General features: G+C 69.2%; 12 protein-coding genes. 5 read left to right on the plus strand and 7 right to left on the minus strand.

All coding sequences use genetic code 11. From position 1 onward, the window contains the following. Window positions 1–17 precede the first annotated feature (17 nt). Entirely contained in the window at window positions 18–650 is a 633-nt protein-coding gene (locus AB5I40_RS45040; RefSeq protein WP_370936293.1) for a fibronectin type III domain-containing protein, read from the minus strand. A 113-nt stretch (window positions 651–763) separates the two neighbouring features. Here AB5I40_RS45040 and AB5I40_RS45045 point away from each other — a divergent pair, with 113 nt between their 5' ends. Beyond that, the gene (locus AB5I40_RS45045; protein WP_370936294.1) at window positions 764–1,237 is read left to right on the plus strand and encodes an SRPBCC family protein; all 474 of its coding nucleotides are present in this window, start codon (window positions 764–766) and stop codon (window positions 1,235–1,237) included. A 52-nt stretch (window positions 1,238–1,289) separates the two neighbouring features. On the opposite strand, the gene AB5I40_RS45050 is transcribed toward AB5I40_RS45045, so the two are convergent. After that, window positions 1,290–2,729 carry an MFS transporter gene (locus AB5I40_RS45050; protein ID WP_370936295.1) on the minus strand — a complete coding sequence of 480 codons (1,440 nt, stop codon included), beginning with the start codon at window positions 2,727–2,729 and terminating at the stop codon, window positions 1,290–1,292. Between the two features lie 116 nt (window positions 2,730–2,845). On the opposite strand from AB5I40_RS45050, the gene AB5I40_RS45055 reads away from it, so the two are divergent. Next, window positions 2,846–3,247: a helix-turn-helix domain-containing protein gene (locus AB5I40_RS45055; RefSeq protein WP_116204536.1), complete on the plus strand. Its 402-nt coding sequence runs from the start codon at window positions 2,846–2,848 to the stop codon at window positions 3,245–3,247. 100 nt (window positions 3,248–3,347) lie between these two features. On the opposite strand, the gene AB5I40_RS45060 is transcribed toward AB5I40_RS45055, so the two are convergent. Further along, complete coding sequence (locus AB5I40_RS45060; RefSeq protein WP_370936296.1) at window positions 3,348–4,691, minus strand: cation:dicarboxylate symporter family transporter; 1,344 nt, start codon at window positions 4,689–4,691, stop codon at window positions 3,348–3,350. A gap of 163 nt (window positions 4,692–4,854) precedes the next feature. Here AB5I40_RS45060 and AB5I40_RS45065 point away from each other — a divergent pair, with 163 nt between their 5' ends. From AB5I40_RS45065 to AB5I40_RS45075, 3 genes are all read left to right on the plus strand, one after another. Beyond that, entirely contained in the window at window positions 4,855–6,459 is a 1,605-nt protein-coding gene (locus AB5I40_RS45065; protein WP_370936297.1) for an ATP-binding protein, read from the plus strand. Then, a complete protein-coding gene (locus tag AB5I40_RS45070) occupies window positions 6,456–7,124 on the plus strand; it encodes a response regulator (RefSeq protein WP_370936298.1) in 669 nt (222 codons plus the stop codon). Before AB5I40_RS45065 ends, AB5I40_RS45070 begins: the two co-directional genes overlap by 4 nt. Before the next feature lie 95 nt (window positions 7,125–7,219). After that, window positions 7,220–7,987, plus strand: a complete 768-nt coding sequence (locus AB5I40_RS45075) for an SDR family oxidoreductase (protein ID WP_370936299.1) — start codon at window positions 7,220–7,222, stop codon at window positions 7,985–7,987. Between the two features lie 192 nt (window positions 7,988–8,179). On the opposite strand, the gene AB5I40_RS45080 is transcribed toward AB5I40_RS45075, so the two are convergent. From AB5I40_RS45080 to AB5I40_RS45095, 4 genes are read right to left on the minus strand one after another with little or no spacing between them, the layout of a single operon-like run. Beyond that, window positions 8,180–9,568, minus strand: a complete 1,389-nt coding sequence (locus tag AB5I40_RS45080) for a beta-N-acetylhexosaminidase (RefSeq protein ID WP_370936300.1) — start codon at window positions 9,566–9,568, stop codon at window positions 8,180–8,182. Between the two features lie 2 nt (window positions 9,569–9,570). Beyond that, entirely contained in the window at window positions 9,571–10,425 is an 855-nt protein-coding gene (locus tag AB5I40_RS45085; RefSeq protein WP_370936301.1) for a carbohydrate ABC transporter permease, read from the minus strand. Beyond that, on the minus strand, window positions 10,416–11,336 hold the full coding sequence (locus AB5I40_RS45090) for a carbohydrate ABC transporter permease (protein WP_370936302.1): 921 nt from the start codon (window positions 11,334–11,336) through the stop codon (window positions 10,416–10,418). The genes AB5I40_RS45085 and AB5I40_RS45090 overlap by 10 nt, the downstream gene beginning before the upstream one ends. A 3-nt stretch (window positions 11,337–11,339) precedes the next feature. Further along, a complete protein-coding gene (locus AB5I40_RS45095; RefSeq protein WP_370936303.1) occupies window positions 11,340–12,623 on the minus strand; it encodes an extracellular solute-binding protein in 1,284 nt (427 codons plus the stop codon). Window positions 12,624–12,685: the final 62 nt, after the last annotated feature.

Here is a 12,685-nt window from a genome sequence, read left to right on the forward strand (position 1 = left end):
CTGCGCGGGGTAAGGGGTCAGTCCTTTCCGGTCGTGCGCTCGACGACAGGGGAGAGCGGGCCGTAGGACAGCGCTCGGATGCGGAAAGCCGAGCCTTGTTCGCCGGGCAAGAGCGACAGCGCGCACTGCGTCGCGTTGGGATCGGTCACCTCGACCGGGGCGAAATCCGGCGCGCCCGGGCGGCGGATCTCCAGCAGGAAACCGGCTTCGTCGGTCGAGTGGTCAGTCCAGGCGAAGTTCAGGCTCTGGTCAGCTGCGGAGGTCGCGGTGAGGTCGGCCGGGGCGGACTTCGAGGCAGCGGGAGCGGCGGTACCGGAAGCGCCACCAGCCGAAACAGTCGCCGATACCGGACCGACGAACGAACGGACTCGGTAGTAGAACGGCGTTTCCGGGATCAGATTCGGGTGGGTATAAGTGGTCTGGCCGGGCGGGAGGTACTGCAGCGCGGTCCACGGGCCGTCGGCGGCGTTGGCGTATTCGAGGAGGTAGCCCGCCGCGGCCGGGTCGGGCGGCCAGTGCAGGACGACGTTCGTCGGCGAGGTGAGGGTCGCGGTGAAAGCGGGCGCGGCTGGCGGCGGCGCGGGGGAGCCGCAGCCGACTAGCGTCGCGGTCAGCACCGCGGCCAGGGCGGTTCGGGCGGCTGACGGCACGGCAGGCCTCCTCGATGGTTCAGGCGGCGGCGTACCAAGGGATGGCCAGCCTAGGAAACGGCGGTCAAGATCGACAAGCACGCGTTCCGGTGACCGGGAGAGAGGGGCGGTCTGTGGTCCTCGAGAAGAAGAGGGACGCCGAGTATTCGTTCCGGAGCGACTGGTGGCTGCCGACTCTCCCGGGACGGGTGTTCGACGCGATCGTCGACCTCGAGTCCTATCCGCGGTGGTGGCCGGACGTCCAGTCGGTGCGCCAGGTCGACGACGACACCGCCCGGATCGTCTGCCGGTCGAGGCTGCCGTACCGGATCGTCATCGCGATGCACCGGGAGCAGCAGGACGCGGCGGGGCTGCGGGTGCGCGTCCGGCTGAGCGGCGACCTCGACGGGGTGCTCGCCGGGGCGATCCATGCCGAGCGCGGGGGTTCCCGGCTGGAGATCACGCAGCACGTTCAGGTGCGGAAACCGTTGCTGCGCAGGCTGGACGTCGTGGCCCGGCCGTTCTTCCGCGCCAACCACGCGTGGATGATGCGGCGCGGGCACCACGGGCTGGTCGGCTACCTCGCGGCGACCGGGCGAGCGACCTAGTGCCGCGGTCTCGTGAGTGGCGATGCGGAACCGCCACTCACGAGGCACGAGGTCAGGACGCGACCGGTTCGGCGGTGGTGTCGGCTGGAGCCGCAGCGGCTCGGCGGCCCAGGATCACCGCGGCAAGGATCGCGGCGAGCGCGGTCAACCCGGCGCTGAAGCCGTAAGCCACTCGGAATCCCGACGCCAGCGCCTCCTTCTCCGAAGCACCCCCGCCGAGCAGTTCGGCCGTCCGGGTCGCGGCAGCGGTGGCCAGCACGGCGGTTCCGAGAGCGCCGCCGACCTGCTGGGTCGTGGTGATCAGTCCGGACGTCACCCCGGAGTCCTCCGGCGTCGCGGCGGACATCGCCAAGCCCATCAGCGCCGGGATCGCCATCCCCGCCCCGGCTCCCATCAGGACCAGCGACGGCAGCACGTGCGACGCGTAGCCGCCAGAAGTCTGGACTTGGGTCAGGTACAGGAAGGCGACCGACGTCGTCAGCAGTCCGGCGACCAGGACCGCGCGCGGGGAGAAGCGGGTGTTCAGCCAGTCGGCGAGACCGAGCGAGAACGCGGCGATCATGACCGGCGTCGGGACGAAGGCGAAACCCGTTGTCAGCGCGTCGAAACCGAGGACCTGCTGCAAGTACAACGCGGTGACGAACTGGAACCCCAGGAATCCGGCGACCATCACGACCATCGTCAGGTTGGCGCCGCTGATCGCGCGCACCCGAAGCAATCGCAGCGGCAGCAACGGAGTTCGCGTCCGGGCCTGGCGCAGCAGGAACAGCAGGAGCAGGACGACGGCGGAAGCAAGCGTCGCGATCGTCAGGAAAGTCCAGCCAGCGTCGCCAGCCTGCACGATGCCCAGCACCAGCAACATCACGCCAGCAGTGACCAGCAGCGCGCCCAGAACGTCGATGCCGGTGCGCAGTCCGAGACCGCGGTCGGACGCGACGACCATCGGGGTCAGAACGAGCGCGGCGATGCCGATGGGCAGGTTGATGTAGAAGGTCCAGTGCCAATCTAGGCCTTGGGTAAGCGCGCCGCCGGCGACCATGCCGATCGACGCGCCCGCGGCTTGGGTGAAGCTGTAGACGCCGATCGCGCGGACGCGGGCGCGTGGCTCGGGATAGAGGGTCACGATCATGCCCAAGACGACCGCGGACGTCAGAGCACCGCCGACGCCTTGAATAAACCGCGCGACCACCAGTGTGGTGGCGCTCGGCGAAAGACCAGCGGCCAGCGAAGCGGCGGTGAAAACGACGAGGCCGACAAGGAACACCCGCCGCCGTCCGACCAGGTCGCCCAGGCGGCCAGACAGCAGGAGCAGGCCGCCGAACGCGACGAGGTAGGCGTTGACCACCCAGGCGAGCCCGGGCGCGCTGAACCCGAGGTCGGTCTGGATCACCGGCAGGGCGACCGCGACGATCGAGCTGTCGAGCACCACCATCAGCGAGGCGGCCGACAGCACGGCGAGCGCCGCGCCGCGATGCCGAGCGGTTTCGGGCATGACAAAGTCCTCCATAACCGGCACTGGGGAGAGTTTCCGCTGGTCGTGGCCAGGGCATCTCTTGTTACAGTGCCCATCATGTGTGACCATGGGCAAGTGCGGAAGGAGGCACTTTCATGTCCCAGGGGAACATCGCTGTGACCGATGAGGCCACGGACTTCGACCCGGCGAAATTCGCGGTGTGCACGGTGATGGAGGTCGTGAACCGGATCAGCGGGAAGTGGGTGATCGGCATCCTGCTGGAGGCGACGCGCGGTCCGGTGCGGTTCACCGAACTCGAACGCTCGGTGCAGGGGATCAGCCGCCGCATGCTCACGCTCACCCTGCGGAACCTGGAACGCGACGGCCTGCTGACGCGCACGGTCTACCCGACGGTCCCGCCGCGGGTCGAGTACGAGGCGACCGAGATGGCGCGCGAACTGTACGACTCGCTGTCCGGCCTGGTCGATTGGGCGGAACGGCATCGCGAGGCGATCGCGGTTTCGCGGCAGGGCTACGACGGCCGCACTGCCTGCTGACATGGAAAGGCGCCGCAGCCGCGCGCACGGGGGACGCGCACGGCTGCGGCGCCGAAACAGTCCGCGCCCGGAGGGAAGGGGCCCGGGCCCGGACTGGGTCTCAGGCGTTCGCCGGGACTGGTTTGGCCGGCTCGGCGGGTTTGTCGTCGAGCAGGGTCGCCTCGTCGAACGGCGCCTGGCCGGTGAACACCTGCTGCGAGCGTTCCCGGTCGAATTCCTTCATCCACGATCCGATGAGGACAGTCGCGACCGCGTTGCCGGCGAAGTTCGTCAGCGCGCGGGCTTCGGACATGAACCGGTCGATGCCGAGGATGAAGCCGACGCCGTCGACGAGTTCCGGGCGGTGCGACTGCAAGCCGCTGGCCAGGGTCGCGATGCCGGCGCCGCTGACGCCCGCCGCGCCCTTCGACGCGATGATCATGAACAGCAGCAACGTGATCTGCTCGCCGAGCGCGAGCGGCTGGTCCTGCGCGGTGGCGATGAACAGCGTCGCCATCGTCAGGTAGATCGCGGTGCCGTCGAGGTTGAACGAGTACCCGGTGGGCACCGTGATGCCGACGACCGGCTTGCTGACCCCGAGGTGCTCCATCTTCGCGATCAGCCGCGGCAGCGCGGATTCCGAAGAGGACGTCGAGAGGATCAGCAGGAATTCGCGGCCGAGATACCGCAGCAGGCTGAAGATGTTGACCCGCGCGCCGAGCCACAGCACCGCGCCGAGCACGCCGAACACGAACACCAGGCACGTCAGGTAGAAGCCGAGCATGATCACCAGCAGGCTGCGCAGCGCGCCCCAGCCGGTCGCGCCGACCACCGCGGCGATCGCGCCGAACGCGCCCACCGGGGCGGCCCACATGATCATCGACAGGATGCGGAACACGAGCCGCTGGATGTGCTCGATGCCGCGCAGGATCGGCTCGCCGCGCTTGCCGAGCTTCTGCAGCGCGAACCCGGCCAGCAGCGCCACGAGCAGCGTCTGCAGCACCTGGCCCTCGGTGAACGCGGACACGAAGGTCTTCGGGATGATCCCGAGCAGGAAGTCGACCCCGCCCTCGCCCTTGGCCTGCTGGTGCACCTTCGACACGTCGGCCGGGTTGAGGTGCAGGCCGCTGCCCGGGTGCAGCAGGTTGCCGACGACGAGCCCGATCGCGAGCGCGAACGTCGACATCACGATGAAGTAGACCAGCGCGGTGATGCCGACCTTGCCGACCTTCGCCGCCTTCGCGACCGAGCCGATGCCCAGCACGATGGTGCAGAAGATGATCGGCGAGATCATCATCTTGATCAGGTTGACGAAGCCGGTGCCCAGCGGGGCGAGGCTCTTGCCGACGGACGGCCAGAGCAGGCCGACCGCGACGCCGAGCACTACGGCGGCGATCACGGCCAGGTACAGGTAACGCGTGCGGTCGCGGTTGGGCGCGACCGCCTCGGGGGTCGGTGTAGGCACCGTTGCCTCCAGCTCGGTGGGGGGAACGCGGGTCACTATGCGGGGCGGATATGACCGGCGTCACCGTTGTGTTCATTGAGTTCGCGACGGGACTGTCCGGTGTGGACTTCCCGGCCGCGGCGCCGGAGTGCCGCCGGACCCGCGCGTGTGCTGGTATGAGCGGGTGCCCCCGACACCTCGGATCCGGACGAGCCGCTGGAGCCTGGCCCGTCAGCTGCTGGTGCTGCAGCTGGCGATCTTGCTCGTGCTCGTCTCCGGCGGCATCACTATTGCCTATCTCGACGCCCGGCGCACGACGACCGACCGGGCCGGGGAGCAGTCGCTCGCGGTGGCCCGTTCGATCGCCGACGCGCCGGATGTCGCGCGGGCAGCGGCGACCGCCGACCCGACCGCGGAGCTGCAGCCGTATGCGCAACGGGTGCTCGTGGACACGCGCGTGGATTTCGTGACGATCATGTCGCCGCAAGGAATCCGTTACACCCACCCGAATCCGGCGTTGATCGGCCAGCGGTTCCTCGGGCACATCGAAGCGGCGCAGCAGGGCGGAGTGGTGTCCGAGACCTACACCGGTTCGCTCGGCCCGTCAGTGCGCGTGGTGGTGCCGGTGTTCGATGCGAACCACCGGGTGGTCGCGCTCGTCGCGGTGGGCATCACGATCGCGGCGATCTCCGCCGAGGTGCAGGAGCGCGTCTGGCCGCTGCTCGGCGTCGCGGCGGCAGTGTTACTGGTGGGCGCCTGCGGGGGCTGGCTGGTGAGCGCGCGGCTGAAGCGGCAGACGCGCGGCATCGCGCCGGCTGAGCTGAGCAATCTTTTCGAATACCACGAAGCGGTGCTGCATTCGGTTCGCGAGGGAGTGCTGCTGGTCGACCGCGACGGCCGGGTCGGGCTGTGCAACGACGGCGCCCGCACGCTGCTCGGGCTGAGCGGCGACCCGGTCGGGCAGTCGCTCGCGGACCTCGGCTTGTCGCCCGAGCTGGCGGCGGCGTTCACCGCGCCGGAAAACCGCACCGAGGAACTGCACCTGACCGACTCGCGGGTGCTGGTCGTGAGCACCACGCTCGTCAGTTCCGGCGGTCGCGCGCAGGGCACCGTCGTGATCCTGCGCGACCACACCGAACTTCAGACGCTCACCGGCGAGCTGACCACCGCGCGCAGCCTCGCCGAAGCGTTGCGGTCGCAGGCGCACGAAGCGGCGAACCGGCTGCACACGGTCGTGTCGCTGGTGGAACTCGGCCGTCCCGAGGACGCCGTGGACTTCGCGACCGCCGAACTCGCGCTCGCGCAGGAGCTCACCGACCGCGTGATGACCGCGGTCGCCGAACCGGTGCTGGCCGCGTTGCTGCTCGGCAAAGCCGCGGAGGCGAGCGAACGCGGCGTGGAGTTCACCATCACGCCGGACACGATGATCGACGACCTCGGACCCGGCGTCGCCGGGCGGGATCTGGTGACGATCCTCGGCAACCTGATCGACAACGGAATCGACGCTGTGGTGCGGGAATCCGGCGCGCGCCCGGCGGTGGTGGTCACCGCAAGGTCCGAAGAGGACGGTCTGTTGCTGCGCGTCGCGGACAACGGGCCGGGCGTGCCGGAGGACGCGGTGGGGGAGATGTTCCGCCGGGGCTGGTCGACGAAGGCGGGCGACGAGCACGGTCTCGGGCTGGCGTTGGTGGTGCAGGCGGTCCGGCGCTATGGCGGCACCATTGACGTCGGACGGGACGGCGGTGCGGTGTTCACCGTACGGTTGCCGAGGCAGGAGGTGTCCTCGTGATCCGGGTGCTGGTGGTGGAAGACGAGCCGGTGGCGGCCGAGGCGCACCGGCTGTACGTCGAGCGGCTGTCCGGATTCGTGGTCGCCGGGGTGGTGCATTCCGGCGGCGAGGCACTGCGGTTCTGCGAACGCGAGCCCGTCGACCTGGTCCTGCTGGACTTCTACCTGCCGGACACGCACGGCCTCGCGGTCTGCCGTTCGCTGCGCGCGGCCGGGCTGCCGATCGACGTCATCGCGGTGACGTCCGCGCGCGACCTCGCGCTGGTCAAGGCCGCGGTCTCGGTCGGGGTCGTGCAGTACCTGCTGAAGCCGTTCACCTTCGCCTCGCTGCGGGACAAACTGGAGCGCTACGCGTCGTTCCGCGAGGCGTCCGGCGAGGTCACCGGGCAGGCGGAGATCGACCGCGCGCTCGGCACGCTGCGCACCACCGAGTCCGCTCCGCTGCCGAAGGGCATGAGCGCGGAGACGCTGGACGCGATCACCGACGCGCTGGCCGGAGCTGGCGAAGGGTTGTCCGCCGGTGGTGCGGCGAGCGCGATCGGGGCGTCCCGCGTGACCGCGCGGCGGTATCTGGAGTACTTGGCGAACAACGGGTTGGCGCAGCGCGAACCGCGATACGGGCAGGTCGGGCGGCCGGAAGTCTGGTATCGGCTCAAGCCTGGCTGAGCGCTGACCGACCCCGTCAGCGCTTCGTGCGCAGCCGGTAAGCGATCCCCCCGAAAGTGTGGACATCGAAGTTCACCACTCAAGGGGAGCAAGAAATGACGAAGAAGATCGCACTGGTCACCGGCGGCGGCAAAGGCATCGGCCGGGCCATCGCGACGCGGCTGGCGAACGACGGTGCGCTGGTCGCCGTGCACTACGGCAGCGACGAAGCGGCGGCCAAGGAAACCGTCGCGGCGATTGAAGCAAACGGCGGGCAGGCGTTCGCGGTGCAGGCGACGCTGGGCGTCGACGGGGACGCGGCGACGCTGGTCGATCGGCTCTCGGAACAGTTGCGCGAACGCACCGGCGAGGTCGCGCTCGACATCCTGGTCAACAACGCGGCGACCGGTGCCGGTTCGATCACCACGGCGACGCCGGAGGACTTCGACCGCGTGTTCGCGGTGAACGTCAAGGCACCGTTTTTCTTGGTGCAGCGCCTGTTGCCGGTGCTGCGGGACGGCGGCCGGATCGTCAACATCTCGTCCGGGGACACGCGGATCGCGTTGCCGTTCGAGCTGGCCTACAGCATGACGAAGGGCGCGCTCGACGTGTTCACCCGCACTCTGGCGCAGGAACTCGGCCAGCGGGGGATCACGGTGAACGCGGTCGCGCCCGGCCCGACGCCGACCGAACGCACCGCGCACATGTTCGCTGACGAGCGGATGCGCGCGGGCACGGCGGGGGCGTCCGCGCTCCGGCGGGTCGCCGACCCGGCCGACATCGCCGACATCGTAGCGTTCCTGGCCTCGGCGGACTCGCGATGGGTCACCGGGCAGGTCGTGGACGCGACCGGCGGGACGTTCCTCGGCCCGGCTGGCGTATAACGACATATGCGGCTCGGGCAGTGCGCGCTGCCCGAGCCGTTCGGCCGTGCCGCCTGTGCCGGGGCGCGGCTTTGCAGTCCGTGAGGGGAACCCTGAGGGAATCTGATTCCCTCAGGGTTCCCCTCACGGACCTGGGGCCACGCGCACGACGGCATTGTGGCGAGGCTGAGGTCTTTTGCGGATGGCCGGGGATCAGCGAGGCCGTCCCGGCGCGTCCGGCCGGGTCTGCCACGGGTGCGGACCGTCGAGCGGCCGGTACTCCACGCCGAGCGCGTCCAGCCGCGGCAGGTGGTGCTCCCGCAGCCGGGGGAGGAATTCCGCGTAGTCGCGCGGTCCGCTGCTCCACGCGACCTCGGCGAACGCCGACAGTCGCGGGAACGCCGCGTAATCCGTCCGCCGCACGGTGTCCAGGTGCTCGGACCACAGCTGCGCCTGGACCCCGCGCACGCGCGGCCCGGATTCGGGCTCGAAACCGTAGAAGTGTTCGAGATCCTGCAGATAGCCGACCGGGATCGGTTCGTCCGGGTGGTCGCTTTGCCGGTGGTCGAGGTACACGCCGTCCTCGGGGCAGAGCACCACTTCGTGCCCGCCCTTCACCGCCAGTGAAGCCCGTTCGCGGTCCTGCCAGACGCCGATCACCATCGTCGGCAGGTCGCCGCCGTCGAGGACCTCGTCCCAGCCCATCGGCGTGCGGCCGCGGGCGACGAGGTGGTCCGCGATCGCCCGGACGAACCGGTGGTGCGCCTCGGTCACGCCGGGCACCTCGTCGCCGCCGAGTGCGATCACCTTGGACGGGAAGATGTCCAGCACGTGGTCGAAGACCTTGTGGAAGAAGTCCAGAGTGGACTCCGACGGATCCAGCAGCGAGGTGCTGATGCCCCAGGAAGTCCAGACCTCCCAAGGGGTATCGGTAGCCGGTCCGAGTTCCGGGTACGCCGTGATGGCGGCTCGGGCGTGCCCGGGAATGTCCACTTCGGGCACTACCGTGACGGCTCGAGACGCGGCGTAAGCGACGATCTCCCGCAGATCGTCCACAGTGTAGTAACCGCCGTGCGGGCGGCCGTCGCGTTCGGGGCCGTCGTGCCTGCCGACCATGGACGATTTCCGCCAGCCGCCGACGGAGGTGAGCTGGGGGAACTCCGGTGTCTCGATCCGCCAGCCCTGGTCGTCGGTGAGGTGCAGGTTCAGCACGTTCAGCTTGTGCGCGGCCAGCAGATCGATGAACCGCAGCACCTCGGCCTTCGTCCGGAAGTGCCGCGAGACGTCGTAAAGGCAGCCGCGCCAGGCGAATCGCGGATGGTCGGTGATCGTCCCGCACGGCAGCTCGACTGGTCCATTGTGGATCGGCACGGCACGGAACGCGTCCGGGCCGGCCAGCTGGCGCAGGGTTTGGCGGCCGTAGAACTCGCCCGCGGAGTCGGCCGCGTCGAGCGTGACGCCGTCGGGCGCGATCGTGAGCCGGTAGCCCTCGGCGGGGAGGTCGGCGGCGGTGCGGACCTCCACCGGAGCGGGCCACGGGCAGGTGCCGGGCGCCGCTTCCGCGGACACCGGGCGGGGGAGGAGAGCGTCGAAACCGGACATGGTCATCCCTTCACGGCCCCGGCCGTCCCGCCGACGAGCCTCCGTTGCACCAGCACGAAAAACACCAGCACGGGAATCGTCATCAGGGTGGACGAGGCCATCACGGCACCCCAATCGGTGTCCTCCGGTTTGAAGAACACCAGGATCGCCTGCGGCAGAGTCTGGTTTTCGGTCTTGGAGATGATGAACGTCTTGGCGAACAGGAAGTCGTTCCACGCGTGGATGAACGCGAGCACGCTCACCGCCACGAGCCCGGGCGCGACGAGCGGGAACAGGATCTGCCAGGTGAACCGCATCCGCGACGCACCGTCCAAAATGGCCGCTTCCTCCAGTTCGGCGGGCACCGCGGCGACGAATCCGCGCAGCATCCAGATCGCGAACGGCAGGCTGAACGCCAGGTGCACCAGCACGAGCGAGCCCAGTTCGTTGAGCCCGAACGCCGGCACGGCCCCGCCGACCGAGCGCATCAGGAAAAACAGCGGAATGGTCAGCGCTTCCACCGGAACCATTTGCGCGACCAGGATCATCACCAGCAGCATTCCGCGGCCGCGGAAGCGGAATCGCGTCAGTGCCACCGCTGACAGGAACGACAGCAGCAAGGACAGCAGCACCACGACCACCGCGACGGCGAGGCTGTTGAGGAAGAACCGGCCGAATCCGGAAACCGTGAGCACGCGCCGGAAACTGTCCAGCGAAGGCGCGAACGTCCACGGTTTCGGATGCGCCGACTGGATTTCGCCCGCCGGTTTGAACGCTGAGAGCACCATCCAGTACAGCGGGAACGCGACGATCCCGGCGATCACCACGGTCACGATTTCGGCGACGAGCCGCGCGGGGCGGCGCACTTTCACAGCCATGCGGCACTCCGGCGCTGGGACCGGACGTAGAGCCCGGTGATCGACAGCAGCAGCAAGGTCATCACGACCCCGATCGCGGAGCCGAGCCCGTACTCCTGCCCGGCGAACGCCTGCTGGTAGGCGTAGACGTTCAGGATCAGGTTCCGCCCGGCGATGCCGCCGCCGTTGGTCATCACGTAGATCTGGGTGAACACCTTGAAGTCCCAGATGATCGACTGCACGGTCGCGATGGTGAGCAGCGGCCGCACCGCGGGCAGGATCACCGACCGCGTGGTGCGCCAGACCGACGCGCCGTCGAGCGCCGCCGCCTCCAGCGTCTCCTTCGGCACCCCGCTGATCCCGGCGTACATGGTGACCATGACGAACGGGAACGAGCACCAGATCACCTCGGCGGCGACCAGCCCGAACGTCCCGAAAGTGCCGAACGTCCAGGAATGGTGCGCCATCCCGGTGAACCCGATGCCCGAGAGCACCTCGTTGACCAGGCCGAAATCGGTGTCGAAAAGGAACAGCCAGACGTACGAGCCGGCGATCGCCGGGGTCGCCCACGCGCCGAGCGCCGCCAGGAACAGCAGCGTGCGCGGGAACGCGCGGACCCGGCTCGCCAGCACGGCCAGCCCGGTGCCGACGACCAGGCTGCCGATCACGCAGGCCGCGGCGAACCCGACCGTCTTGCCCAGCACCGTCCAGAACTGGACGTCGGCGAGCAGGGCGACATAGTTGTCGAGGCCCAGGAACACCAGCGGGGCCGCGCCCGCCGCCTGCGGCTGGCCGTAGTCGTAGAGCGAGATCACGACCAGCTGGTAAATCGGGTACACCAGCAGCGCGCCGAGGAGGATTCCGGCAGGCAGCAGGTACAGGAGGGCCGCGCGGCCGTCGCGGCGGACGGTCGCGGAACGGACTGCGGCCACGGGTCAGCCGAAGTTCTTGTTCATCGCCGCGGCGGCGTCGGCCAGCGCGGCGTTCGCGTCCTTGCCGCCGGTCGCGATCTGCTGCACGGCGGTGGGCAGCACGTTCTGGCTGTCGATCTTGGACCACGCCGGGGTGCTCGGCACGAATTTCGTGCCCGCGCTCAGAGTGTCCACAAAGGCCTTGAGCGTCGGGTCGCTGGCGGCGAGCTTCTTCTGCACCGACGCGAGAGTGGGCAGGTTGCCCATCGCCGCGTACATCTTCTCCTGGTACTTGATGCCGGCCAGCAGTTCGGCGAACTGCACCGCGAGACCGTGGCGCTGGCTCGCGCCGAACACGCCGAGCAGGTTGCCGCCGGCGAACGCGGGCGCGACCGAACCCGGGGCGGTGCCGGGCAGCGGCATGATCGCGTACTTGCCCTTCACCGAGCCCTTTTCGACGGCCTTGCGGTTGAAGTCGCCGCCGATCACCATGCCCGCTTTGCCGCCCGCGAACGCGGTGACGCTCTGCGTGCCGGTGAGGTTGGCGCAGGCCGAGGGCGGGCAGATGTCGTCCTTGATCAGGTTCGCGTACGCGGTGACGCCTGCCTTGGCCTGCGCGGAGTCCACAGTGGACGTCCACTTGCCATTGTCCTGTTTGGCCAGATCGCCGCCGTTGGCCCAGATGAACGGCAGCATCGCGTAGGTGTACTTGCCGCCGGTGGCGATGCCGTACAGATCCGGCTTCTTCTCGCGGATCTTGCGCGCGTCGTCGGTCAGCTCGGCCAGCGTCGTGGGCGGCTTGAGGCCGAGTTCGGCGAAGACGTCAGTGCGGTAGTACAACGCGCGGATGCCGGTGTACCAGGGGATGCCGTAGATCTTGCCGTTGGCCTTCGCGGTGTCCAAAACGGACGGAAGCAGGTCTTTGCCGTCCGACCAGTTCGTGATGTCCTTGGTGAGGTCGGACAACGCGCCGGTCTGCGCGTAGCTGGAGACGTCGGTGTTGCCGAACTCGGCGACGTCGGGGGCGTTGGACGGGTCGTTGAACGCGCCGGAGAACTTGTCCGCGCGGCCCTCGACCGGAACCCACTGCACATCGACCTTCACGCCGGCGTGGTTGGCCTCGAACTCGGTGATCGCTTCCTTGACCGCGGCCTCCTTCGGCGCACGGTTCGCCTCGTCGAACAGCCAGACCCGGAGCGTGCCGTCGGTCTGGTTTCCGCCGGACGCGGCCGGGCCGGATTGGGTGGGTGCACACGCGGCGAGCAACGCCAGCGTGGCGACAGCGGGCAGGACAGAACGCAGCTTCATCGGTGACTCCTGTCGCGGGGACCGGTCGGAGACCGGGAAAGACGGGGCTGTGCGGCGTGACA

It is taken from the genome of Amycolatopsis sp. cg13 (assembly GCF_041346965.1).
Classification (GTDB): domain Bacteria; phylum Actinomycetota; class Actinomycetes; order Mycobacteriales; family Pseudonocardiaceae; genus Amycolatopsis.